We start from the raw sequence: 21,891 nt of genomic DNA on the forward strand, positions 1-21,891 counted from the left end.
TGCCAGACAGGACACGACCGACCATGCCCGCCCGCCTGCTTCGCCCGCTGCGCCGCAGGATGCGACGCGCCATGCACATCATGCGCGATCGCGGCCCCAGCCAGCTGCAGTTCTGGGTGCTGGCCCTGCTGATCGGGATCGGCGCGGGCGTCGCGGCATTGGGCTTCCGGCTGGGCATCTCGGCGCTGCAACGCGCGATCTATGGTGCGGACGACCTGACGCTGGCCAGCACGGCGGGCAGCCTGCCCTGGTACTGGGTGCTGGTCGTGCCCTGCCTCGGCGGCCTTGCCGTCGGGCTGATCCTCAACCGGTTCACGCCGGACGGGCGCGTCAGGTCGGTCTCGGACGTGATCGAGGGGGCCGCGCTGGATGGCGGCCGCGTCGAGAAGCGCGAGGGGCTGGCCTCGGCGCTGGCATCGCTGATCACGCTTGGCACCGGGGGCAGTTCTGGCCGCGAGGGGCCGGTCGTCCACCTGGCGGGCGTCATCTCGACCAGCGTGGCGGACCGCATCAAGGCCAGCCCGATCACGGGCCGCGAGCTGCTGGGCTGCGCCGTGGCGGGCGCGGTCGCCGCCAGCTTCAACGCGCCCATCGCGGGGGCGCTGTTCGCCCACGAGATCGTGCTGCGCCATTTCGCCGTCCACGCCTTCGCGCCCATCGCGATTTCCGCCGTGGCGGGCACCGTCATCAACCGCCTGCAATTCGGCGGCCTGACCGAGTTTCGCCTGAACGAGGCCGTGGACCTGGCCTTCTATGTCGAGCTGCCGGCCTTCATGGCGCTTGGGCTGATCGCGGGGCTGGTCGCGGCGGCGATGATGCGCGGGATCTTCGGGGCGGACCGGCTGGCCGCGCGGGCGATGGCGCGGCTGGGCTGGCCGCGTTGGGCACGCCCGGCCTTGGCGGGGCTGGCGCTCGGGCTGATCGCGATCCCCTTTCCGCATATCATCGGCGTCGGATACGAGACCACCGCCGCCGCCCTGTCGGGCCGCATCGGCCTGACCGAGGCGCTGGTCTTCGCGGTCGTCAAGGCCGTCGCCGTCGCGATCACGCTTGGCGGGCGCATGGGCGGGGGCGTCTTCTCGCCCGCGCTGGTGATGGGGTCGCTGACGGGGCTGGCCTTCGGGATCATCGCCACCTCGATCGCGCCCGAGTATTCGGGCGAGGTGAACATCTATGCCTTCGCGGGCATGGGCGCGGTGGGCGCCGCCGTGCTGGGCGCCCCCATATCGACCGCGCTGATCGTGTTCGAACTGACGGGCGACTGGCAGACGGGGCTGGCGGTGATGACCTCGGTCTCGCTCAGCTCGGCGCTGGCATCGCGGCTGGTCAAGCGGTCGTTCTTCCTGACGCAGCTGGAACGGCGCGGCATCCGCCTGGCCGAGGGGCCGCAGGACTGGCTGCCCCGCCAGCTGCGGATCACCCCCGTGATGCGGGCCCCGGACGGCGCGGGCGCACCTTCGCCCGACCTGCTGCGCAATCTTGCCGAACAGGGCCTGTCTTTGCCCGAAGGCAGCCGCCTGGACGTGGCGCTGGCCCGGTTCGAGCGCGAGGGTTCGGCCTTCCTGCCGGTCGTCGCGGACCCCGCGCCGGGGGATGAGGACGGCCCGCTGCGGATCGTGGGCGTCGTCCATCACGTCGATGCGCTGCGGGCCTTCAACCAGGCCCTGTGCGACACCGCCGCCGAGGAACACGGCTGACCCCTCAGCGCCGCTGCGAGGCCATGCCCATCACCCGCGCCCGCTTGCGCGGATCGGCGTCGAACAGCGAGGCCAGCTGTTCCGTGATCGCGCCCGCCAGCTGCTCGGCATCGGTGATCGTGACCGCGCGTTCGTAATAGCGCGTCACGTCATGGCCGATGCCGATGGCCAGCAGCTCGACCGCGCGGCGACGTTCGATCATGGCGATCACGTCGCGCAGGTGGCGTTCGAGGTAATTGGCCGCGTTCACCGACAGCGTGCTGTCATCGACCGGCGCCCCGTCGGAAATGACCATCAGGATCTTGCGTGCCTCGGACCGCTTGGCCATGCGGCGATGCGCCCATTCCAGCGCCTCGCCGTCGATATTCTCCTTCAGCAGGCCCTCCTTCATCATCAGGCCCAGATTGGGCCGCACGCGACGCCAGGGCGCGTCGGCGGACTTGTAGATGATGTGGCGCAGGTCGTTCAGGCGACCCGGCGTGGCAGGCCGCCCCGAGGCCAGCCACGCCTCGCGCGATTGGCCGCCCTTCCAGGCGCGGGTGGTGAAGCCCAGGATCTCGACCTTGACGTTGCAACGTTCCAGCGTCCGCGCCAGCACGTCGGCGCAGATGGCCGCGATGCTGATGGGGCGTCCCCGCATCGACCCCGAATTGTCGATCAGCAGCGTGACGACCGTGTCGCGGAACTCGGTGTCCTTCTCGATCTTGAAGGACAGCGGCATGGTCGGGTTCGCGACGACGCGCGCAAGGCGGCCCGCATCCAGCACGCCCTCCTCGCGGTCGAATTCCCAGCTGCGGTTCTGCTGGGCCTGAAGCCTGCGCTGCAGCTTGTTGGCAAGGCGGCTGACGGCACCGCGCAGCGGGTCCAGCTGCTTGTCCAGATAGGCGCGCAGCCGTTCCAGTTCGGCGGGATCGGCCAGATCCTCGGCGCGGATCTCCTCGTCCCAGTTCTGGGCAAAGACCTTGTAGCCGGGATCGGCGTCGCTGACGGGGGGCGGCTGGTCGGGCGGGGTGTCGGCATCGGGCATCTCGGCCTCGTCGGACATCTCGTCCTCCGAGGATTCGTCCATGCTGACCTGCGCCTGGCGTTCGTCCTGCTGCTGTTCCTGGCTGCGCTCGGGGCTGGCATCGGCCTCGTCGCTGTCGTCCTCGTCGCGGGACTGGTTGTCGCCGGCCTCCTCGTCCTGCTCGGCGTTCTCCTCGGATTCGTCGTCCTCGGGCTGGTCGGGATCTTCGCCCAGCTGGTCGCCATAACCCAGATCGTGGATGATCCGGCGCGCCAGCCGCGCGAACTCGGCCTGGTCCGACAGGGCCTCGTCCACATCGGCAAGGGCCGCGCCCGCCTGGCTCTCGATGAAGGGGCGCCACAGGTCGGCCACGTTCTGCGCACCGGGCGGCAGGGGGCGGCGCGTGGCGGCCTGGCGCAGCAGGTACCCGGCCGCGACCGACAGCGGCGCATCGGCAGGCTGCGAGATCTGGGAATAGCCCTTCTTGTCGGCCTCGGCGCCGATCTTGACGTCGATATTCGACAGCGCGCCCGGCATGTCGCGCGCGCCCAACGCCTCGCAGCGGGCGGTTTCCAGCGCCTCGTACAATTCGCGGGCCATGGGGCCGTCGGGGGCGAACCTGGCATGGGTCGCCGCGTCGTGATGGCGCATCCGCATGGCCAGCGCGTCGGCCGTGCCACGGGCGATCAGGATCTCCTCTCGGCTGAGGCGGCGGCTGATCTGCGGCAGGCGCATCGTGTCGCCCGCCACCCCCGAGGGATCGGCGCTGAAGGTGATGTTCAGCTCTCGGTCGTCGGCCAGCGTCCGGGTCGCCTCGGACAGGGCCTTCTTGAACGGATCGGCGGGGTTGTCGGACTTTTTCATGGCTGGGAATAGACCACCGCCGCGCGCGGGTCGCAAGAGGTCTGCGCAAGGATGCGACCCCCTGCCCTGCAACCCCCGACATTCCCCGCGCATTGGTCCCGGAATGGACAACACCCCAGGAGGAGACCATGCAGAAACCACGCATCGCCGTCATCATCGGCTCGACCCGCGACACCCGCTTTGCCGACAAGCCCGCCGCATGGCTGATGGACAAGGTGAAGGGCCATGCCGATCTGGACTTCGAACTGGTGGACCTGCGTGATCAGGACCTGCCCTTCTTCAACGAGAAGGCATCGAACCGCTTCGCCCCGTCCGAGGATCCGAGGGTCGTCGCATGGCAGCAGAAGCTGGAAGGCTTCGACGGGTTCGTGTTCCTGGTCGCGGAATACAACCACTCGATCACCGGGGCGCTGAAGAACGCGCTGGACCAGGCCTATGTCGAATGGAACCGCAAGCCGATGGCCGCCGTCGGATATGGCGGCGTGGGCGCCGCGCGCGCGGTCGAGCATCTGCGCCAGATCGCGGTCGAGCTGCAGATGGTGCCGCTGAACAGCGCCGTCCATATCGGCGGCGGCGACTTCATGAAGGTGTCGCCCATGGGCGACGACGCCCCGATGAGCGCGATCGAGGATCACCTGCAGGGGTCGCTGGATGCGCTGCTGGAGGATCTGACGTGGTGGGCGAAGGCCACCAAGACGGCACGGGCTTCCTGATCAGCCCTCGTTCAGCGGCCTGCCGTTCCTTGCATGCCGCCTGACCAGCCCGCGCTGCCTGCCCCCCGGAGGGATCGGGCGCGCGGGACGCATGCCGCCGAAATCGGGAAAGACGGCCTCGAACTCGGCCCGGGCTTCGGGCGACAATGCCGCAAGGCCCATCGGGCCGGGGTAGAAACTCTCGGTCGGGGCGCCGTTCGCGAAGACCACCTGGTGATCGTCGAAGACGAGGTGGAAATACTCGACCTCGGTCGCCCGCTCGTCACTGTCGATGCCCGGCAGTTCGGTCAGCTTGCGTGCGGCGACCAGCACCTCGGGCCCGCCGAACATCCGCGCGGCGACGCGCGAGCGCACGAGCATCCTGTGCTGGGGCGAGACGTGCAGATCGGCGGCGGGCTGCCCCGGCGCCATCGCATCGGCGGCGATGCGCACGGGGCGCAGATCGTCGTGGCGCGCAAGCTCGACCGGCCCGATCCGGCGCGACAGCATCAGGCGCAGGGGCTGCGGGCCGTCATCCAGCGTCTCGACCAGATCGCCCGGGCGCAGCGTCTCGACGGCAACCTCGCCCGCAGGGGTGCGCAGCATGGTGCCGCGCGTCAGGCAGGCGGTATATGCGAAATAATCGTTCGTGGGCTGAAGATGCGACGTCCGCTCGAAATCGAACGTATAGGTGACGCCGGGTTCCAGCGGGATCGTCGAGATCAGGCCCTGGACCGCGCCCTGCTGGTACCCGTCACTGCCGAAATGCACCGAGGTCACCTGATGACCCGATGACGTGTTGATCAGGTCATACGCCGAATGGAACGTGGTTCCCGACGGATAGGTGGTCGTGCCGATGGTCGTGTCACCGACCAAGGTCTGCGTGGTCCCGACCTCGTCCACCAGATCATCGTCATCGTCGATCTCGATCGTGTACCCGACGGCACCCGCTTTCAGCGTGATGCTGAACGGAGCGGACCCCGCCGCAGCGCCGCCGCTTTCGGCCGGCAGGGTGGTGACGAAATCCTCGGGCGCATAGATCGTCAGAAAGGGCATCGAAACCTCGGGCAATCGTTGAAAGACCCGACAATCGCCGGGGGCACACTTGCCCTAATCAAACAAATGATGCCCGGCACGGCAATAGATGGCGCGATAACTTTCGGTGTGACGACGCGTCGCGGGCAGTGCCCCGACGCGTCGTGACGCAGTCCTCAGACCGCCTTCGAGGCGACACTCTCGGGCAGTTCCTCGTCGAACAGGCGCTGATAGAACTCGGCCACGGTCTGGCGCTCCAGCTCGTCGCACTTGTTCAGGAAGGTCAACCGGAAGGCATAGCCGATATTGTCGAAGATCCGCGCGTTCTGCGCCCAAGCGATCACGGTGCGCGGAGACATGACGGTCGACAGGTCGCCCTGCATGAAGGCCGTGCGCGTCAGGTCGGCCAGGCTGACCATCTGGCCGATGGTCTTGCGGCCCTTCTCGGTGTTCCAGGTCGGGTTCTTGGACAGCACGATGGCCGTTTCCGCGTCGTGGGACAGGTAGTTCAGCGTCGAGACCAGCGACCAGCGGTCCATCTGGCCCTGGTTGATCTGCTGCGTCCCGTGATAGAGGCCGGTCGTATCGCCCAGCCCCACCGTGTTCGAGGTCGCGAACAGGCGGAAATACGGGTTGGGCGAGATGACCTCGTTCTGGTCCAGCAGCGTCAGCTTGCCCTCGGCTTCCAGCACGCGCTGGATGACGAACATCACGTCCGCGCGGCCCGCATCGTATTCGTCGAAGACGATGGCGGTCGGGTTGCGCAGCGCCCAGGGCAGGATGCCTTCGTGGAACACGGTCACCTGCTTGCCGTCCACCAGCTTGATCGCGTCCTTGCCGATCAGGTCGATCCGGCTGACATGGCTGTCGAGGTTCACGCGCACGCAGGGCCAGTTCAGGCGCGCGGCGACCTGTTCGATATGGGTCGACTTGCCCGTCCCGTGATACCCCTGGATCATCACGCGGCGGTTATAGGCGAAGCCCGCGAGGATCGCCATCGTGGTGTCGGGATCGAACTTGTAGGTGCTGTCGATCTCGGGGACGCGGTCGCTGCGCTCGGCAAAGCCCTTGACCTTCATGTCGCTGTCCAGACCGAACGTCTCGCGCAGGTCGATCTCTTCGGTGGGTTTCGCGTTCATGTCCAGCATCGTCAGCCCTTTCCATCGGTCCGCGCATTGATCGCGCAAAGTTCCGCCATGCGCAAGCGGGGCCTCGTTGACGCGGGTTTGCGCCATCCATAAGGTCGCCCCAACGTGCAGGCACGGGAATTCGACGCATTGACTGACACACGCCGGACCGAACTGGAACAGCTGATTTCCCGCACCGCGCTTGGGGATCGCGAGGCTTTCGATGCGCTCTATGCGGCGACATCGGCCAAGCTGCACGCGGTCGTCCTGTCGATCCTGAAGGACCGCCCCGAGGCCGAGGAGGCGCTGCAGGACGTCTATGTCCGCATCTGGAAGGGCGCGTCGCGCTATGCCTCGAACGGCCTGTCGCCGATGACCTGGCTGATCACGATCGCGCGCAACCGCGCCATCGACCGGCTGCGCGCGCGGGCATCGCGCCCCGCCACCGCCCCGGCCGAGGCCGCGTCGACCATCGCCGCGACCGCCCCTACACCCGAGGCCGCGACCATCCACGCGCAGGAACGCCGCCTGCTGGACGAATGCCTGGCGCAGCTGGCCGACACGCAGGCCGGCGCGGTGCGGGCCGTCTACCTGGAGGGGGCCAGCTATGCCGATCTTGCCCAGCAGGAGGGCAAGCCGATCAATACCGTCCGCAGCTGGCTGCGCCGCAGTCTTCTGCGGCTGAAGGATTGCGTCAGCCAATGACCGACGACACCCCCCTGACCGCCCAGCAGGAAGACGAGGCACTGGCGGCCGAGCTTGCGCTCGGGCTGCTGGACGGCCCCGAGGCAGAGGCCGCCGTCGCGCGCCTGTCCACCGATCCCGAATTCGCCGCCGCGGTCCGCGAATGGCAGGAACGCCTGGCAGGCCTGGCCGAGGGGCTGACCCCGGTGATGGCCCCTGCCCGCGCGCGGCAATACATCCGCGAACGCCTGGGCCATGCCGACGCGCCCTTGGCGACGGACCCGACCGAAGGCGCGTCCTGGTGGCGCGGCCCGATTGGCGTCATCGCGGGCTTCTTCGCAGCCGCGGCCATTGCCTTCGTTCTGTTCAGCCCGGACGCTCCGCTCCCGCAGCAGGGCTATCGCGCCGAGCTTGCGTCGGATGCGGGCGACATGGCGGTCGAGGCCATCCTGCGCGGCCGCGAGATGCGCATCGCCATGCAGTCCGGCAGCCCCGCCGAGGGCCGCGACTGGGAGGTCTGGTGGCTGGCCGAGGGCAGCGATCCCGTGTCGCTTGGCGTGCTCCCGCGCGAGGGGGACATGACGATGATGCTGCCCGAGGGGCTGGAGCCTTCGCAAGGCGCGCGCATCGCGCTGTCGGACGAACCCGAAGGCGGGTCCCCGACCGGGCAGGCGACGGGACCCGTCATCGCGGTCGCGAACCTCACGGATATGTGATCAGACAATTCGAAGGCTCGGGCGCAACTTTTCCGCGCCCCTTCCGTGTTTGGTGGTGATGGCGCGGGGCACCGCGCCGCAACCAACCCGGAGGAACCATCATGAACGGCATCACCAAGTTCGGCGCACCTGTCCTGGCAGCCACCATCGCGATGGGCGCACCCGCCCTTGCGCAGAACACCATGGTCGGCGGCGCCGAGATGCTGCCCAGCAAGACCATCGTCGAGAACGCATCCGCCTCGGCTGACCACACCACGCTGGTCGCGGCCGTGCAGGCGGCGGGCCTGGTCGAGACGCTGTCCGGCCCCGGACCCTTCACCGTCTTCGCCCCGACCGACGCCGCCTTCGAGAAGCTGCCCGCCGGCACCGTCGAGGACCTGCTGAAGCCCGAGAACAAGGACAAGCTGGTCCAGATCCTCAGCTGCCATGTCGTGTCCGCCGACGCGATGTCGCCCGCGATCGGCAAGATGATCGCCGATGACGGTGGCGCGCACCCCGTCGAGACGCTTGGCGGCTGCATGCTGACCGCAACGATCCGCGACAGCGACAACGCGCTGCAGCTGACCGACGAGAACGGTTCGGTCGCGACGGTGAACATTCCCGACGTCGACCAGTCGAACGGCGTCGTGCACGTGATCGACACCGTGATGCTGCCCGCGATGTGATCCCCCATTCACGTCGCAAGGCGGACGCCCGCGCAGGATCTGCGCGGGCGTTTTTTCATGCGCGGATGGCGGTTTGTCGCGAACCCGCCTTGCCTTGCGCGCGTTGCCACGCTTTGCTGAACTGCGACCCGATGTCGCCACTGGTTTACGAAGGATGGTAAGAACATGAGCGGTCTGATCGCGTTGCTGGACGATGTCGCGTCGATTTCCAAGGTGGCCGCGGCCTCCATCGACGACGTGGCGGGACAGGCGGCCAAGGCGGGTGCCAAGGCCGCGGGTGCGGTGATCGACGATGCGGCGGTGACGCCGAAATACGTCCACGGCTTCAAGGCGGATCGCGAACTGCCCATCGTCTGGAAGATCGCCAAGGGCTCGATCTTCAACAAGCTGGTGATCCTGCTGCCCGTCGCGCTGCTGCTGTCGGTCTTCGCCCCTTGGGCCATTCCGCCCCTGCTGATGCTGGGCGGCGCCTATCTGTGCTACGAGGGCGCGCACAAGGTCGCCAGCCTGTTCCACGCCAGCGACGCACATGACAGCAAGACCCATACCCACCCCGAAACCGAAGGCGCCGCGCTGGAGGAGCAGCGCGTCGCGGGCGCGATCAAGACCGACTTCATCCTCTCGGCCGAGATCATGACCATCGCGCTGTCCACGATCCCCGCCGCCGACAGCGTGCTGACCAAGGCGCTGATCCTGGCCATCGTCGCCATCGGCATCACCGTCGCGGTCTATGGCTTCGTGGCGATCATCGTGAAGGCCGACGACGTGGGCGTGCATCTGGCGACCGAGCGCGGCGGCGTGCTGGCGGCCATCGGGCGCGGGATCGTCAAGGTGATGCCGGGCTTCATGACCACGCTGACGGTCGTGGGCACCGCCGCCATGATCTGGGTCGGCGGGCAGATCATCGTCCATGGCCTGCACGAGATGGGCTGGCACGCGCCCTATGACACGGTCCACCATCTGGCCGAAGGCGCGGCCCATGCCCTGCCCCAGGCGCCGGGCCTGGCCGCGTGGTTCGTCACCGCCTTCTGCGATGGCGTTCTGGGCCTCATCCTGGGGTTGATCCTGCTGCCGGTGGTGCACCACGTGGTCAATCCCGTGATTTCGAACGTCGTCAAACCGGCGATCGCAAAGTTCCGCCCCGATACGAACTGAAACGAAATTTATTGACCGAAAGGTCACATCGTCACATTACTGTCACCCAAGGTTTGCCTGCCTGTCGCACACGCCCGCTAGGCGGAGCGCAGTCCAAGGCAACCCCAATGGGAGGGTAGACAGATGATCCGTTACAGCACCGTATCCGCGGTCGCGCTGGCCGCGTCCGCTTGCGCCGCTTCGGCCGAGACCACCATCAACTGGTGGCACGCCATGGGTGGCGAACTTGGCGCCAAGCTCGAGGAAATCGTCCAGGGCTTCAACGACAGCCAGGACGACTACACCGTGGTTCCGTCCTACAAGGGCACCTATCCGGAAACGATGACCGCTGCCATCGCCGCCTTCCGTGCGGGCGAACAGCCGACCATCGTGCAGGTCTTCGAGGTCGGCACCGGCACCATGATGGCAGCCGAAGGCGCCATCGTCCCCGTGTACCAGCTGATGGAAGAGCACGGCCAGGACTTCGATCCGGCGGCCTTCCTGCCGCAGGTCGTGGGCTACTATACCGATACCGACGGCAACATGCTGTCGATGCCGTTCAACAGCTCGACCCCGATCCTGTATTACAACAAGAACGTGTTCGAGGCGGCCGGCCTCGACCCGAACACCCCGCCCAAGACCTGGGCCGAGATGGAAGAGTTCTCGAAGAAGATCATCGACAGCGGCGCGGCCACCTGCGGCTTCACAACCGGCTGGATCAGCTGGATCCAGACCGAGAACTTCAGCGCCTGGCACAACCAGCCCATCGGCTCGATGGAGAACGGCTTCGGCGGCCTGGACGCCGAGCTGACCGTGAACGGTCCCGCGCAGGTCAAGCACTGGGGCAACCTCAAGCGTCTCGCGGACGAGGGCGTGTTCAAGTATGGCGGCCCGGTCGGCGGCGACAACGCACCGCCGATGTTCTATGGCCAGGAATGCGCCATGATCATGAACAGCTCGGCCAGCCGTGCGGGCGTGATCGCCAATGCCACCGATTTCGAGGTCGGCTACGGCATGCTGCCCTACTATGACGACGTGGACGGCGCGCCGCAGAACTCGATCATCGGGGGCGCCACGCTTTGGACGCTGTCGGGCAAGTCGGACGACGAATACGCCGCCGCCGCCGCCTTCTACAGCTACCTCTCCTCGGCCGAGGTCCAGGCCGACTGGCACCAGTTCTCGGGCTATCTGCCGATCACGCAGGCCGCCTACGACCTGACGCGCGAGCAGGGGTATTATGACGAGAACCCGGGCGCCGAGACCGGCCTGCAGCAGATCACGCTGAACGAGCCGACCGAGAACTCGAAGGGTCTGCGCTTCGGCAACTATGTCCAGATCCGCGGCGTCATCGACGAGGAATTCGAGCAACTCCTGTCGGGCGACAAGGACGCACAGGGCGCGCTGGACGGCGTGGTCGAGCGTGGTAATGCCCTGCTGCAGGAATTCCGCGAACAGAACCAGTAATCCGGTCACATGACCGATCGGGGCCGCGCGGATGACGCGCGGCCCCTGACCGTTTCCAGACGGGGACCGCAATGAAGCGCACCATCTTCCGCAACCAGCTGCTGCCATGGCTTCTTCTGGCGCCGCAGCTTGTCATCACATTCGTCTTCTTCCTGTGGCCCGCGGCACAGGCCGTCAAGCAGAGCTTCCTGCGCGAGGATGCCTTCGGCACGCGCACCAGCTTCGTGGGCCTTGCCAATTTCGAGAAGCTGTGGGGCAACGCGGAATACCTGAACTCGCTGCAGGTGACGGCGGTCTTCGCCATCTCGGTGACGATCCTGTCGATGGGCCTGTCGCTGATCCTGGCGGTGGCCGTCGACCGGATGATCCGGTCCTCGCGCGTCTATACCACGCTGCTGGTCTGGCCCTATGCCGTGGCACCCGCCGTCGCGGGCATCCTGTGGTGGTTCATCTTCAACCCCACCATCGGGATCATGCCCTATGTGCTGGCGCAGGTCGGCTATGACTGGAACCACATCAGTTCCAAATCCGACGCGATGACGCTGGTGGTGATCGCCAGCGCATGGAAGCAGATCAGCTACAACTTCCTGTTCTTCGTGGCGGGCCTGCAGGCGATCCCCGCATCCCTGCGCGAGGCCGCGGCCATCGACGGGGCTGGCCCGGTGCGCCGCTTCTTCGACATCACCTTCCCGCTGCTGTCGCCCACGACCTTCTTCCTGCTTGTCGTGAACATCGTCTATGCGATGTTCGACACCTTCGGCGTCATCGACGCCACGACCGAGGGCGGCCCCGCGCAGGCCACCAACATCATGGTCTACAAGGTCTATTTCGACGGCTTCGTGGGACAGAACATGGGCAGCTCGGCCGCGCAGTCGGTGGTGCTGATGATGCTGGTGCTGGTGCTGACCGTCGTCCAGTTCCGTTACGTCGAGAAGAAGGTCGAATACTGATGATCGAGAACCGTCCCGGCCTGAACCTGCTGGCGCATCTGACACTGATCTTCGGCGTCTGCGTCGTGGCCCTGCCCGTCTGGGTGGCCTTCGTCGCATCGACCCATGGCGCGACCGACTTCATGTCGGGCACCATCCCGATGTGGCCCGGTCCCCACCTGGTCGAGAATTACAGCCAGATGCTGGGCGCGGGCGTGTCCACCAGCGGCACGCCCCCCGTCGCCACGATGATGCTGAACAGCCTGATCATGGCGCTGGCCATCGCCATCGGCAAGATCGCCATCTCGATCCTGTCGGCCTTCGCCATCGTCTATTTCCGCTTCCCGCTGCGCGGGCTGGCCTTCTGGTGCATCTTCATCACGCTGATGCTGCCGGTCGAGGTGCGGATCGTGCCGACCTTCCAAGTCGTCGCGGATCTGGGCCTGCTGAACAGCTATGCGGGTCTGTCGATCCCGCTGATCGCCTCGGCCACGGCGACCTTCCTGTTCCGGCAGGTCTTCCTGACCATCCCGGACGAGCTGACCGAGGCCGCGCGCATCGACGGCGCAGGCCCCATGAAGTTCTTCCGCGACATCCTGCTGCCCTTGTCGCGGAGCAATATCGCGGCGCTGTTCGTGATCCTCTTCATCTATGGCTGGAACCAGTATCTCTGGCCTTTGCTGGTCACGACCAGCAGCGATTATTACACCATCGTCGCCGGCATCAAGCGGATGGCCGACGCGGTCGATGGACTTCCCCAATGGCACCTTGTCATGGCGACGGCGATGCTGGCCATGATCCCCCCCGTCGCGGTGGTGATCGGCATGCAGCGGCTGTTCGTGAAGGGCCTTGTCGAGACGGAGAAATAAGATGGCATCCATCACCCTGGACAACCTCGGCAAGATCTATGCCGGTGGCACCCGCGCCGTGGGCGACGTGAATATCGACATCGCGGATGGCGAATTCATCGTGCTGGTCGGCCCTTCGGGCTGCGGCAAATCCACCCTGCTGCGCATGGTCGCGGGCCTCGAATCCATCTCCGAGGGCGAAGTCCGCATCGGCGACCGCGTCGTCAACGAGGTCGAGCCCGCGGATCGCGACATCGCGATGGTCTTCCAGAACTACGCGCTCTATCCGCACATGTCCGTGCGCGAGAACCTGGCCTATGGCCTGAAGAACCGCCGCACCCCCAAGGCCGAGATCGACCGCCGCGTCGACGAGGCCGCCGAGATCCTGCAGATCGGCAAGTTCCTCGACCGCAAGCCCAAGGCCCTGTCGGGCGGCCAGCGCCAGCGCGTGGCGATGGGCCGTGCGATCGTGCGCGAGCCCGCGGCCTTCCTGTTCGACGAACCGCTGTCGAACCTGGACGCCAAGCTGCGCGTCGCCATGCGGCTGGAGATCAAGGAGCTGCAGAAGCGCCTGCGGACGACCTCGCTCTATGTCACGCATGACCAGCTCGAGGCGATGACCCTGGCCGACCGGCTGGTCGTGCTGAACGGCGGGCGCGTCGAACAGATCGGCACCCCGCTCGAGGTGTATCGCCGTCCGGCCTCGGCCTTCGTGGCGGGCTTCATCGGCAGCCCCGCGATGAACCTGCTCGACGCGGGCGCGGTGCCCTTCCTGCCGGGCAGCGCCCATGCGGGTCAGGTCGGCATCCGCCCCGAGGACCTGGACGTCACCGCCGACGGCCCGATCGAACTGCAGGTCACCGCGGTCGAGGAACTGGGCGCGCAGCGGCTGGTCCACGGCCACACGGCGGGCGAGCGCATGACCATCACCCTGCCCTCGGACGCGGCGCTGTCGGACGTCCTGCGCCTGACGCCCCGCCCCGGGGCGCTGCACCTGTTCGACCGCCAGACCGGCGCGCGCATGGACTGATCTTGCCGGATGGCGGGCGGGGGCATAGGCTGGACCGGTAACATTACCTAGGGTCAAGTTTCATGTGCCTCTCGCTGTCCTGCGACCACGGGGATCGGCATCCCCTTCATTGCATCGTGCCACCCTACATGCTGCGCGTGCTGGCGATGCGGGGGGATGCCGAAACCGCCCGGATGGCGCGCAGCCTTCTGGACCACGACCAGGCGCTGCGCGACATCCGCGCCGCGCAATCCAGCCCGCCCCTGCCGCACGAGGGGCTGCTGCCCATCCCCGATCCCGACCTGTGCTGCCCCGACCGCCGCATCCATGACGGCGAATTCCGCGCGGCCCTTCCCGGCACGCTGATCCGCGCCGAGGGCGACGCCCCCTCGGGGGTGACCGATGCCGATTTCGCCTATGACGCGGCGGGACAGGTCTTCTCTCTCTTTGCCGAGGAATATGGCCGCAATTCGCTGGACGGGCGGGGGATGCCGCTGATCGCCACGGTCCGGCACCGCCGCGACTACAACAACGCCTTCTGGAACGGCGAGCAGATGGCCTATGGGACGGGCGATGGAAAGATTTTCCAGACCTTCCTGGAACTGTCTGTCGTCGCCCACGAGATGACGCATGGCGTGATCCAGCATTCCGGCGGCCTGATCTATGAGAACCAGTCCGGCGCGCTGAACGAAAGCATCGCGGACGTGTTCGGCACCCTTGCCCTGCAGCGTGCGCGCGGGCAGATGGCCCATGATGCCGACTGGCTGATCGGGCGGGGCATCCTCGGCCCCGATATCGCAGGCGCGGCGCTGCGCAGCATGAAGGCGCCCGGCACGGCCTATGCCGACGATCTGCTGGGACAGGATCCGCAGCCCTGGCACATGGACGGCTTCATCAGCACCACCGACGACAATGGCGGCGTGCATGTGAATTCCGGCATCCCCAACCACGCCTTCTACCTGTTCGCATCCTATATGGGCGGCGCGGCATGGGAGCTGCCGGGTCGGATCTGGTATCACGCGCTGCAGAACCTCAACAATCCGATGGCCAGCTTCGCGCAATGGGCCGAACGCACCCTGCGCAGCGCGGACGAGCTGACGGGCACGGGATCCTATCAGGGGCAGATGTTGCGCCGCGCGTGGAAGCTGGTGGGGATACAGGTCTGATGATCATCCGGATCGAAACCTCGGGCGGTTTCGCGGGCATCGCCGCCGCCCGCCCCAGGCAGGTCGAGACCCCCGAGGGGTCGAAGCTGGCCCATGCCTTCGACCCCGACGCGTTGGCGCGGATCGCGGATGCGCCCTGCCGCGACTGCCCCGACGGGCTGCGCTATCGCATCACCATCGTCGCGGGCGGCGCGCAGCGCTGCTTCGAGATGCCGGAATCGCAGATCCCCCCCGAGCTTCTGGACCTGATCGACCGGATCTAGAGCCAGTTCTTCCAGCGCATGAACAGATAGGTCCCGCCCGTCGTCAGCGCCATCAGCAGCAGCGCCCAGGCATAACCCCAGGGCTGGTTCAGTTCGGGCATGTTGGCAAAGTTCATCCCGTAGATGCTGGCGATCAGCGTCGGCGGCAGGAACAGCGCCGCGATGACCGACAGGATGCGCGCGGTGTTGTTCTGTTGCAGGTTGATCATCCCCAGGGTCGTGTCCACCGCCAGGCTGACGCGATTGCCCAGGAAGTCGGCATGCACCTCCAGCGCCTGCACGTCGCGCATCTGGGCCCGGATCACGGGGCGCAGGCGCTTGGATTCGGGGCGATCCTCGATCACGGCGGTGTGGAAGGCCAGGATGCGCTCGACCGTCAGCAGGCTCAGGCGGACGCGGGCCATGGTCTCGGCCTCTCGGCCGACATCGCGCAGGGCGGTCTGCAGCATGTCCGACGCAGCCCCCGTCGTCCGCCTCTCGAAGACCGAAGCGGTCGTCTTGTCCAGCACCCTGCCCGCGCCTTCCAGGATGTCGGCAAGCCGGGCGATGATCTCTTCGAGCAGGCCCGAGAACAGCCTCTCGGGGGTGCCGCAGCCAAGGGTCGAGCGTTCGGCCCGGGTCGGAAATGTCAGGAAGGGGCGCGGGGAATGGTGGCGCACGGTGACAAGCCGCCGGTCCGACAGGATGAAGGTCACGGGCATCGCGCCGTGTTCGCCGCTGCCGCGTTCGCCGGGCAGCACGGCGGTCATGTAATCCATCCCGTTCTCGCGATAGAGGCGGTTCGACAGCTCGATCTCCTCCATCTCGGACAGGGTAGGGACGGCGACGCCCATGTCGCGCAGCAGCGCCATCTCGGCATCGGTGGGCTGCACGAGGTCGATCCAGTCGGCCTGCGCCAGGTCGGCATCGCGATCCAGCCGCGCCAGGCGATCGTTGCGGGTGACATAGGCATAGTGCATCGCGGCTCTCCTGTCCGGCCTGCCCCGTAACTGGCCGATGCGGACCCTGCGGGCAATGAAAAAGGGGACGCTTTAAGCGCCCCCTTGCCGTCGCCCCCTGACGGATTCACTTGTCCTGGAAATAGTCGTCGATCTCGCGATCGGCCTCGGCCTTGGTCCAGCCGTACTTCTCCTGCAGCTTGCCCGAAAGCTGATCCTTGTTCCCGTCGAGACGGTCCAGATCGTCATTCGTCAGTTCGCCCCATTTTTCCTGGATCGAACCCTTCAGCTGCGTCCACTTGCCTTGGATGATATCCCAGTTCATCTGTCGAACCTTTCCATCGCTGCGTTCAGGGGTGAAACACCTCACCCCCGTTGCAGGTTCCGCAAATTTCAGGCGACGCGATCCGGCGGTGTCTGCCCCTCGGCCACGGCCAGAAGGTTGTCGAGCGCGCGCAGCCCCATGCGGCTGCGCGTATCCTCGGTCGCGGTGCCCAGATGCGGCAGCAGGGTCGCGTTCGGTGCATCCAGCAGGCGCTGCGGGACATGCGGTTCGCGGGCATAGACGTCCAGCCCCGCACCCGCGATGGTGCCGCCATGCAGCGCCTCGATCAACGCGTCCTCGTCCACCACGTCGCCGCGGGCGATGTTGACCAGGAAGCCCTCGGGGCCGATTGCGGCCAGCTCGTCCGGGCCGATCAGGTGGCGCGTGGCCGCACCGCCTGGCACGGCCAGCACGACGATGTCGCACATGCGCAGCATCTCGTGCAGGTCGGGAACCTGGCGCGCGGGGATGTCCAGCGACGACACGGTCGAGCGATTGAAGAACTGCACCTGCATCCCGAAGCCCAGGTGGCAGCGGCGGGCGATGGCCTTGCCGATGCGGCCCATGCCGACGATGCCGACGCGGCGGCCCGACATCTCGTGGCCCAGCAGCTGGGTCGGACGCCAGCCGACCCATTCGCCTTCGCGCAGGATGCGTTCGCCTTCGGAGGCGCGGCGCAGCGTCATCAACATCAGCATCAGCGCGATGTCGGCGGTGGCATCGGTCACCACGTCGGGGGTGTTGGTGACCACGATCCCGGCCGCGCGCGCGGCCTGAAGGTCGATATGGTTCGTGCCCGCGCCGAAATTCGCGATGACCCGGCAGCGCAGGTCGCCCTGGAACGCATCCGTGCCCAGATCGTCCCCCAGCGTCGGCAGGATCGCGTCATAGCGTTGAAGCGCGCTGCGGGCCTCGGCCAGGTCCATCGGCGTGTCGTCGCGGAAATCGACATCGAAGCGCGCCTTCAGCGATGCGGTGGCGCGGTCGGTCATGGGGCGTGTGACAAGCAGCTTCAAAACAGTCTCCCTCCGTTCGGGACCGGCAGGTCGGGGCGGATCAGCACGACCTCGCCATCGTCATCGGGCAGGCCCAGCACCAGCACCTCGGACCGGAAGGGACCGATCTGGCGGGGCGCGAAGTTCACGACGCACAGCGCCTGCCGTCCGACCAGCGTCTCGGGGTCGTAATGCCGCGTGATCTGCGCCGAGGACTTGCGCTCGCCCAGATCGCCCAGGTCCAGCCACAGCTTGATCGCGGGCTTGCGGGCCTCGGGAAAGGGTTCGGCGCGGATGATCGTCCCGACGCGGATGTCGATCTTCTGGAAATCCTCGAAACTGGCGGTCACTTGGCGCCCTTTCCCAGTTCCCGACCGCGATCCGCGGCGGCGGCGACGGTGCGCACCATCAGGGGCGGCAGGCCGTGATCGGCATCCATCAGCACGCCCAGACCGGCGGCAGTCGTCCCCCCAGGCGAGGTGACGTTCTGGCGCAGCACGGCCGGATCCTCGTCGGCGTCGATGGCAAGGGCGCCCGCGCCCGCAACGGTCATGCGGGCCAGCTCCATCGCCAGATCGTCGGGCAGGCCCTGTGCGCGGCCCGCGGCGGCCATCGTCTCGATCATGTGGAAGACATAGGCGGGGCCGCTGCCCGACAGCGCCGTGACGGCGTCCATCTGATCCTCGTCCGTCAGGCGCACGACGCGGCCCACGGCGCGCATCAGCGTCTCTGCCAAGGCCAGGTCCGCTTCGGTCGCGCGGGCATTGCCGACCAGCGCCGAGATCCCCTGCCCGATGGCGGCGGGCGTGTTCGGCATGACGCGCACGATGGGCGCATCGGCAAAGGTTTCCTCGAAGGTGGCGATGGTGGTGCCCGCCGCGACCGAGATGACCAGCGTGCGGGGCAGATGCGGGACATGGCCAAGCGCCTCGGCCATCATCTGCGGCTTGACGGCCAGCACCATGACGGCGGGATCCTCGGGCAGGGTCTCGTTGACGCGCAGGCCGCGATCCTGCCATTCCGGCGCCAGCTTGGGGTCGATGACGGTCACGGCGCCCGGTTCCAGGCCGCGCGCCAGCCACCCCTTCAGCATGGCACCGCCCATGCGGCCGCAGCCGACCAGAACCAGCCCGCGTTCGTTGATGTCGTCGAAATCGCTCATCCGTTCCCCTCCGTGGCGGTCGGGGGTCGGTGCCCCCTCAGGCTCGTCCGTAGGTTTCCCCAAGCGCAATGTCCAGCGCCTGGCGCGGATCGGCATTGGCCCAGCCCACCAGCTGGAAGCTGGGATAGAACCGTTCGCACGCCTTCACGGCATTGGCGACCATCTGGTCCACCTGGTCGGGCATGGGCATCTGGTCCGGCCCCAGCACCAGGCCATAGCGCCAGACCATCTGCCGCTGCCCGGCCCAATAGCTGAAGCTGCCTTCCCAGACCGCATCGTTGACCAGGTTCAGCACCTCGAACAGGGCGGGCCTGCGGTCGCGCGGCGGCTCCAGATCGAAGCTGCAGACAAGGCGCAGCACCTCGTCGCGGGCCGACCACGCCAGCGTCAGCGAGTAGCTGCGCCACTGCCCCTCGATCGCCATGACCATCTGGTCCTCGGCCAGGCGGTCGAAATCCCAGTCGCGCAGATGGGCCACCTCTTCGGCGATGTCGATCGGGTGGATTCCGTCGCTGTCGATGTAAAGCTCGGTCTGCGCCATGGCGTGGTTCCTTGCGGGTGGAGGGCGGCCCCCTGTGACTGGGATGAAACACAAGAAAGGGCGTAGCCGCCCCTTCGTTCATACCAGATATCGTGTTCCTCGGGCGACCCCGTGTAAAGCTGAAAGCTGTGGATGGATTGCGCAGCCCGTCCGCCCGCCCTAGGACATGATGCGGGACAAGTTGGGGACAGGTGCGGAATGCAGCGCGATCACGGGGGGAATCTGGACTGGGCGCGGGCGCATTGGGGCGGGGATGACTGGATCGACCTGTCCACGGGGATCAACCGTCATCCATGGGTTCCCGGCCCCTTATCCACAGAGGCCCTGCGCGCATTGCCCCAGAAATCAGCCGAATCGCGCCTGATCGCGGTGGCCGCGCGGCACTTCGGATGCCCCCCCGAATCCGTGCTGCCGATGGCGGGCGCGACCGCCCCGATCCAGGCCCTGCCGCGCATTCTGCCCCCCGGTCGCGCGGCAGTGCTGACGCCCAGCTACAACGAACATGCGGCCAGCCTGCGGGCCGCGGGCTGGCAGGTCGCGGACGCCCCGGACCTGTCGGCCATGGCGGGGGCCGACCTGGCCGTGGTCGTGAACCCCAACAACCCCGACGGGCGCGAATTCGCCCCCGCCGATCTGCGGCAGCTGGCCGCGCGCGTGGGGCTGCTGGTCGTGGACGAAAGCTTTGCCGACCCGCGCCCCGACCTGTCGATCGCGCCGGATCTTCCGGCGAACGCGGTCGTGCTGCGCAGCTTCGGCAAGTTCTGGGGCCTTGCGGGCCTGCGGCTGGGCTTCGCGGTCGCGCAGCCCCGGATGCTGGCGCGGCTGCGCGACTTCTCGGGGCCGTGGTCGGTCAGCGGACCCGCGCTGGAGATCGCGTCCGAGGCCATGGCCGACCGCCACTGGGCCGAGGATACCATCACCTATCACGCCGAAGGGGCCATGCGGCTTGACATGCTGGCCCTGCGCGCGGGCTGGGAGGTCGCGGGGGGCACGCATCTGTTCCGGCTGTTCGACACGCCCGATGCGGGCGCCGCGCAGGCGCATCTGGCGCGGCACCGGATCTGGTCGCGGCGCTTTCCCTATTCCGATCGCTGGCTGCGGCTGGGCATTCCGGGCAATCGCGCGGAATGGGACCGTGTCGGCGCGGCCCTTGCAGCCGCAGCGCCCCCCGCCCCATGATGGGCCGTGCCACGAAGGAGCGCCCATGCGCCTGATCCTTGCCCTGACCTGCCTGATGGCCGCGCCCGCGCTGGCCGATGCGCCGCTGATCGTGCTGGACCGCACGCAACTGCCCTTCGATCTGGGCCCGGGGCACCCGGCGAACCGCCCCTCGAACCCGGCCAATTCGCCGAACGCGCCCTGGAACTCGGCCGGGAACACGGCGAATTCGGCATCGGCGTGGCAGAACCGCCCCGCGAACCCCGAAAACGAGAAGCGCCTGATCTTCACCCAGGACGGCAGCGTGCTGGGATATTACGCGCAGAACGCGGGCGGCGTGCTGAACATCTTCGACACGCGCGGGCGCAGGCTGGCCTATCGCCCGGCGCGGGGGACGCGCAGCATCTTCTCGGTCGCGGGGGAATGGTGCGGCACGGTCGACAGCCCGCGCGGCGGGGGGATGGTGCTGGCCGTGACGCCCGAATGTGCGCGCCGCTTCGGGCGCTGACGCGGAACTGTCATCGAAAGCGCCTAGACCGCGCGAGGAAACACCTTCGGAGAAGACCCATGGACGAGACCGCCCGCGACTGGCTGGAAGCCGAACTTCAGGAAACGCTGGACGAGGACATGGAAATCGAGCTGGAGGACGCGATCCTTTCGGAGGAGATCCGCCGCATCTATCGCAGCCACCATCCCGACCAGATGGACCGCAAGCTGTATTTCAAGGAGCTGCTGCGCCTGCAATCCGAACTGATCCGGCTGCAGGATTGGGTCAGCTATCACAAGGAACGCGTCGTCGTCATCTTCGAGGGGCGCGACAGCGCGGGCAAGGGCGGCGCGATCAAGCGCATCACGCAGCGCCTGAACCCGCGCGTGGCCCGCGTCGTGGCCCTGCCCGCGCCGTCCGACCGCGAGAAGACGCAGTGGTACTTCCAGCGCTTCGTCCCCCACCTGCCCGCCGGAGGAGAGATCGTGCTGTTCGACCGCAGCTGGTACAACCGCGCCGGCGTCGAACGCGTCATGGGCTTTGCCGACGAGGACCAGGTCGAACAGTTCTTCCAGGACGTTCCGGAATTCGAACGCATGCTGGTCCGTTCGGGCATCCGGGTCATCAAGTACTGGTTCTCGATCACGGACGAGGAACAGCAGATGCGCTTCCTCATCCGCATCCACGACCCGCTGAAGCAGTGGAAGCTGTCGCCCATGGACTTGCAGTCGCGCATCCGGTGGGAGGCATATACCAAGGCCAAGGAGGACATGTTCGAGCGCACGAACATCCCCGAAGCGCCCTGGTACATCGTTCCCGGCAACGACAAGAAACGCGCGCGCCTGAACTGCATGAGCCACCTTCTCAGCATGATCCCCTACGAGGACGTCCCCCACGAGGAGGTCCGCCTGCCCGAGCGGGTCTTCAACCCCGATTACGAACGCGAGGTCCTGCCCCGCGACCTGTACGTCCCGCAAAGATACTGA

At 67.3% G+C, this 21,891-nt stretch carries 24 protein-coding genes; 15 read left to right on the forward strand and 9 right to left on the reverse strand.

Annotated features, from left to right (window positions below; translation table 11 throughout):
- The first annotated feature begins 23 nt into the window (after window positions 1–23).
- Window positions 24–1,697, forward strand: a complete 1,674-nt coding sequence (locus tag F804_RS0104435) for a chloride channel protein (protein WP_022706543.1) — start codon at window positions 24–26, stop codon at window positions 1,695–1,697.
- Window positions 1,698–1,701: 4 nt separating this feature from the next.
- Here F804_RS0104435 and cobT read toward each other — a convergent pair whose 3' ends face one another.
- Window positions 1,702–3,567: a cobaltochelatase subunit CobT gene (gene cobT, locus F804_RS0104440; RefSeq protein ID WP_022706544.1), complete on the reverse strand. Its 1,866-nt coding sequence runs from the start codon at window positions 3,565–3,567 to the stop codon at window positions 1,702–1,704.
- Between the two features lie 128 nt (window positions 3,568–3,695).
- On the opposite strand from cobT, the gene F804_RS0104445 reads away from it, so the two are divergent.
- The gene (locus tag F804_RS0104445) at window positions 3,696–4,280 is read left to right on the forward strand and encodes an NADPH-dependent FMN reductase (RefSeq protein WP_022706545.1); all 585 of its coding nucleotides are present in this window, start codon (window positions 3,696–3,698) and stop codon (window positions 4,278–4,280) included.
- Here the strand turns inward: F804_RS0104445 and F804_RS0104450 are convergent, their stop codons facing one another.
- A complete protein-coding gene (locus F804_RS0104450; RefSeq protein ID WP_022706546.1) occupies window positions 4,281–5,315 on the reverse strand; it encodes a Hint domain-containing protein in 1,035 nt (344 codons plus the stop codon). It lies immediately after the preceding gene.
- A 155-nt stretch (window positions 5,316–5,470) separates the two neighbouring features.
- Window positions 5,471–6,442 (reverse strand): cobaltochelatase subunit CobS, encoded by a 972-nt coding sequence (gene cobS / locus F804_RS0104455; protein WP_022706547.1) that lies wholly within the window; start codon window positions 6,440–6,442, stop codon window positions 5,471–5,473.
- A gap of 129 nt (window positions 6,443–6,571) precedes the next feature.
- On the opposite strand from cobS, the gene F804_RS0104460 reads away from it, so the two are divergent.
- From F804_RS0104460 to F804_RS0104505, 10 genes are all read left to right on the forward strand, one after another.
- Entirely contained in the window at window positions 6,572–7,126 is a 555-nt protein-coding gene (locus tag F804_RS0104460) for a sigma-70 family RNA polymerase sigma factor (protein WP_022706548.1), read from the forward strand.
- Window positions 7,123–7,821, forward strand: coding sequence for an anti-sigma factor (locus F804_RS0104465; RefSeq protein ID WP_022706549.1), 699 nt, complete (start codon window positions 7,123–7,125; stop codon window positions 7,819–7,821). The genes F804_RS0104460 and F804_RS0104465 overlap by 4 nt, the downstream gene beginning before the upstream one ends.
- 101 nt (window positions 7,822–7,922) lie before the next feature.
- A complete protein-coding gene (locus F804_RS0104470; RefSeq protein ID WP_022706550.1) occupies window positions 7,923–8,486 on the forward strand; it encodes a fasciclin domain-containing protein in 564 nt (187 codons plus the stop codon).
- Between the two features lie 165 nt (window positions 8,487–8,651).
- Window positions 8,652–9,641, forward strand: a complete 990-nt coding sequence (locus F804_RS0104475) for a DUF808 domain-containing protein (protein ID WP_022706551.1) — start codon at window positions 8,652–8,654, stop codon at window positions 9,639–9,641.
- A 123-nt stretch (window positions 9,642–9,764) separates the two neighbouring features.
- The gene (gene ugpB, locus F804_RS0104480; RefSeq protein ID WP_022706552.1) at window positions 9,765–11,084 is read left to right on the forward strand and encodes a sn-glycerol-3-phosphate ABC transporter substrate-binding protein UgpB; all 1,320 of its coding nucleotides are present in this window, start codon (window positions 9,765–9,767) and stop codon (window positions 11,082–11,084) included.
- Between the two features lie 71 nt (window positions 11,085–11,155).
- Complete coding sequence (gene ugpA, locus F804_RS0104485) at window positions 11,156–12,034, forward strand: sn-glycerol-3-phosphate ABC transporter permease UgpA (protein ID WP_022706553.1); 879 nt, start codon at window positions 11,156–11,158, stop codon at window positions 12,032–12,034.
- Window positions 12,034–12,882, forward strand: a complete 849-nt coding sequence (gene ugpE, locus F804_RS0104490) for a sn-glycerol-3-phosphate ABC transporter permease UgpE (RefSeq protein ID WP_022706554.1) — start codon at window positions 12,034–12,036, stop codon at window positions 12,880–12,882. Before ugpA ends, ugpE begins: the two co-directional genes overlap by 1 nt.
- A gap of 1 nt (window position 12,883) precedes the next feature.
- Window positions 12,884–13,891: a sn-glycerol-3-phosphate import ATP-binding protein UgpC gene (locus F804_RS0104495; RefSeq protein WP_022706555.1), complete on the forward strand. Its 1,008-nt coding sequence runs from the start codon at window positions 12,884–12,886 to the stop codon at window positions 13,889–13,891.
- A gap of 116 nt (window positions 13,892–14,007) precedes the next feature.
- Window positions 14,008–15,036: a M4 family metallopeptidase gene (locus tag F804_RS0104500; protein WP_211214608.1), complete on the forward strand. Its 1,029-nt coding sequence runs from the start codon at window positions 14,008–14,010 to the stop codon at window positions 15,034–15,036.
- Window positions 15,036–15,299: a protealysin inhibitor emfourin gene (locus tag F804_RS0104505; protein ID WP_022706557.1), complete on the forward strand. Its 264-nt coding sequence runs from the start codon at window positions 15,036–15,038 to the stop codon at window positions 15,297–15,299. Before F804_RS0104500 ends, F804_RS0104505 begins: the two co-directional genes overlap by 1 nt.
- Here the strand turns inward: F804_RS0104505 and F804_RS0104510 are convergent.
- The 6 genes from F804_RS0104510 to F804_RS0104535 form a co-directional block, all read right to left on the reverse strand.
- Window positions 15,296–16,258: a magnesium transporter CorA family protein gene (locus F804_RS0104510; RefSeq protein WP_022706558.1), complete on the reverse strand. Its 963-nt coding sequence runs from the start codon at window positions 16,256–16,258 to the stop codon at window positions 15,296–15,298. The genes F804_RS0104505 and F804_RS0104510 overlap by 4 nt on opposite strands.
- Window positions 16,259–16,364: 106 nt before the next feature.
- Window positions 16,365–16,562, reverse strand: a complete 198-nt coding sequence (locus tag F804_RS0104515) for a CsbD family protein (protein ID WP_022706559.1) — start codon at window positions 16,560–16,562, stop codon at window positions 16,365–16,367.
- Between the two features lie 68 nt (window positions 16,563–16,630).
- Window positions 16,631–17,578: a 2-hydroxyacid dehydrogenase gene (locus tag F804_RS0104520; RefSeq protein ID WP_022706560.1), complete on the reverse strand. Its 948-nt coding sequence runs from the start codon at window positions 17,576–17,578 to the stop codon at window positions 16,631–16,633.
- A complete protein-coding gene (locus F804_RS0104525; RefSeq protein ID WP_022706561.1) occupies window positions 17,575–17,907 on the reverse strand; it encodes a tRNA-binding protein in 333 nt (110 codons plus the stop codon). The genes F804_RS0104520 and F804_RS0104525 overlap by 4 nt, the downstream gene beginning before the upstream one ends.
- Complete coding sequence (proC, locus tag F804_RS0104530; RefSeq protein WP_022706562.1) at window positions 17,904–18,719, reverse strand: pyrroline-5-carboxylate reductase; 816 nt, start codon at window positions 18,717–18,719, stop codon at window positions 17,904–17,906. The genes F804_RS0104525 and proC overlap by 4 nt, the downstream gene beginning before the upstream one ends.
- Before the next feature lie 37 nt (window positions 18,720–18,756).
- A complete protein-coding gene (locus tag F804_RS0104535) occupies window positions 18,757–19,260 on the reverse strand; it encodes a type III secretion system chaperone family protein (protein ID WP_022706563.1) in 504 nt (167 codons plus the stop codon).
- A gap of 198 nt (window positions 19,261–19,458) precedes the next feature.
- Here F804_RS0104535 and cobD point away from each other — a divergent pair, with 198 nt between their 5' ends.
- From cobD to ppk2, 3 genes are read left to right on the forward strand one after another with little or no spacing between them, the layout of a single operon-like run.
- Window positions 19,459–20,439: a threonine-phosphate decarboxylase CobD gene (gene cobD / locus F804_RS0104540; RefSeq protein ID WP_022706564.1), complete on the forward strand. Its 981-nt coding sequence runs from the start codon at window positions 19,459–19,461 to the stop codon at window positions 20,437–20,439.
- A 25-nt stretch (window positions 20,440–20,464) separates the two neighbouring features.
- The gene (locus F804_RS0104545; RefSeq protein WP_022706565.1) at window positions 20,465–20,926 is read left to right on the forward strand and encodes a hypothetical protein; all 462 of its coding nucleotides are present in this window, start codon (window positions 20,465–20,467) and stop codon (window positions 20,924–20,926) included.
- Between the two features lie 59 nt (window positions 20,927–20,985).
- Window positions 20,986–21,891, forward strand: a complete 906-nt coding sequence (gene ppk2, locus F804_RS0104550; RefSeq protein ID WP_022706566.1) for a polyphosphate kinase 2 — start codon at window positions 20,986–20,988, stop codon at window positions 21,889–21,891.

The sequence above is a fragment of the Paracoccus zeaxanthinifaciens ATCC 21588 genome, from assembly GCF_000420145.1.
GTDB classification, from domain to species: Bacteria; Pseudomonadota; Alphaproteobacteria; order Rhodobacterales; family Rhodobacteraceae; genus Paracoccus; species Paracoccus zeaxanthinifaciens.

What these genes read in the sequence shown, in the direction of transcription:
- F804_RS0104435 (WP_022706543.1), top strand. Translation starts at nt 24, where the DNA reads ATGCCCGCCCGCCTGCTTCGCCCGCTGCGCCGCAGGATGCGACGCGCC.
- cobT (WP_022706544.1), bottom strand. Translation starts at nt 3,567, where the DNA reads ATGAAAAAGTCCGACAACCCCGCCGATCCGTTCAAGAAGGCCCTGTCC.
- F804_RS0104445 (WP_022706545.1), top strand. Translation starts at nt 3,696, where the DNA reads ATGCAGAAACCACGCATCGCCGTCATCATCGGCTCGACCCGCGACACC.
- F804_RS0104450 (WP_022706546.1), bottom strand. Translation starts at nt 5,315, where the DNA reads ATGCCCTTTCTGACGATCTATGCGCCCGAGGATTTCGTCACCACCCTG.
- cobS (WP_022706547.1), bottom strand. Translation starts at nt 6,442, where the DNA reads ATGCTGGACATGAACGCGAAACCCACCGAAGAGATCGACCTGCGCGAG.
- F804_RS0104465 (WP_022706549.1), top strand. Translation starts at nt 7,123, where the DNA reads ATGACCGACGACACCCCCCTGACCGCCCAGCAGGAAGACGAGGCACTG.
- F804_RS0104470 (WP_022706550.1), top strand. Translation starts at nt 7,923, where the DNA reads ATGAACGGCATCACCAAGTTCGGCGCACCTGTCCTGGCAGCCACCATC.
- F804_RS0104475 (WP_022706551.1), top strand. Translation starts at nt 8,652, where the DNA reads ATGAGCGGTCTGATCGCGTTGCTGGACGATGTCGCGTCGATTTCCAAG.
- ugpB (WP_022706552.1), top strand. Translation starts at nt 9,765, where the DNA reads ATGATCCGTTACAGCACCGTATCCGCGGTCGCGCTGGCCGCGTCCGCT.
- ugpA (WP_022706553.1), top strand. Translation starts at nt 11,156, where the DNA reads ATGAAGCGCACCATCTTCCGCAACCAGCTGCTGCCATGGCTTCTTCTG.
- ugpE (WP_022706554.1), top strand. Translation starts at nt 12,034, where the DNA reads ATGATCGAGAACCGTCCCGGCCTGAACCTGCTGGCGCATCTGACACTG.
- F804_RS0104495 (WP_022706555.1), top strand. Translation starts at nt 12,884, where the DNA reads ATGGCATCCATCACCCTGGACAACCTCGGCAAGATCTATGCCGGTGGC.
- F804_RS0104505 (WP_022706557.1), top strand. Translation starts at nt 15,036, where the DNA reads ATGATCATCCGGATCGAAACCTCGGGCGGTTTCGCGGGCATCGCCGCC.
- F804_RS0104510 (WP_022706558.1), bottom strand. Translation starts at nt 16,258, where the DNA reads ATGCACTATGCCTATGTCACCCGCAACGATCGCCTGGCGCGGCTGGAT.
- F804_RS0104515 (WP_022706559.1), bottom strand. Translation starts at nt 16,562, where the DNA reads ATGAACTGGGATATCATCCAAGGCAAGTGGACGCAGCTGAAGGGTTCG.
- proC (WP_022706562.1), bottom strand. Translation starts at nt 18,719, where the DNA reads ATGAGCGATTTCGACGACATCAACGAACGCGGGCTGGTTCTGGTCGGC.
- F804_RS0104535 (WP_022706563.1), bottom strand. Translation starts at nt 19,260, where the DNA reads ATGGCGCAGACCGAGCTTTACATCGACAGCGACGGAATCCACCCGATC.
- cobD (WP_022706564.1), top strand. Translation starts at nt 19,459, where the DNA reads ATGCAGCGCGATCACGGGGGGAATCTGGACTGGGCGCGGGCGCATTGG.
- F804_RS0104545 (WP_022706565.1), top strand. Translation starts at nt 20,465, where the DNA reads ATGCGCCTGATCCTTGCCCTGACCTGCCTGATGGCCGCGCCCGCGCTG.
- ppk2 (WP_022706566.1), top strand. Translation starts at nt 20,986, where the DNA reads ATGGACGAGACCGCCCGCGACTGGCTGGAAGCCGAACTTCAGGAAACG.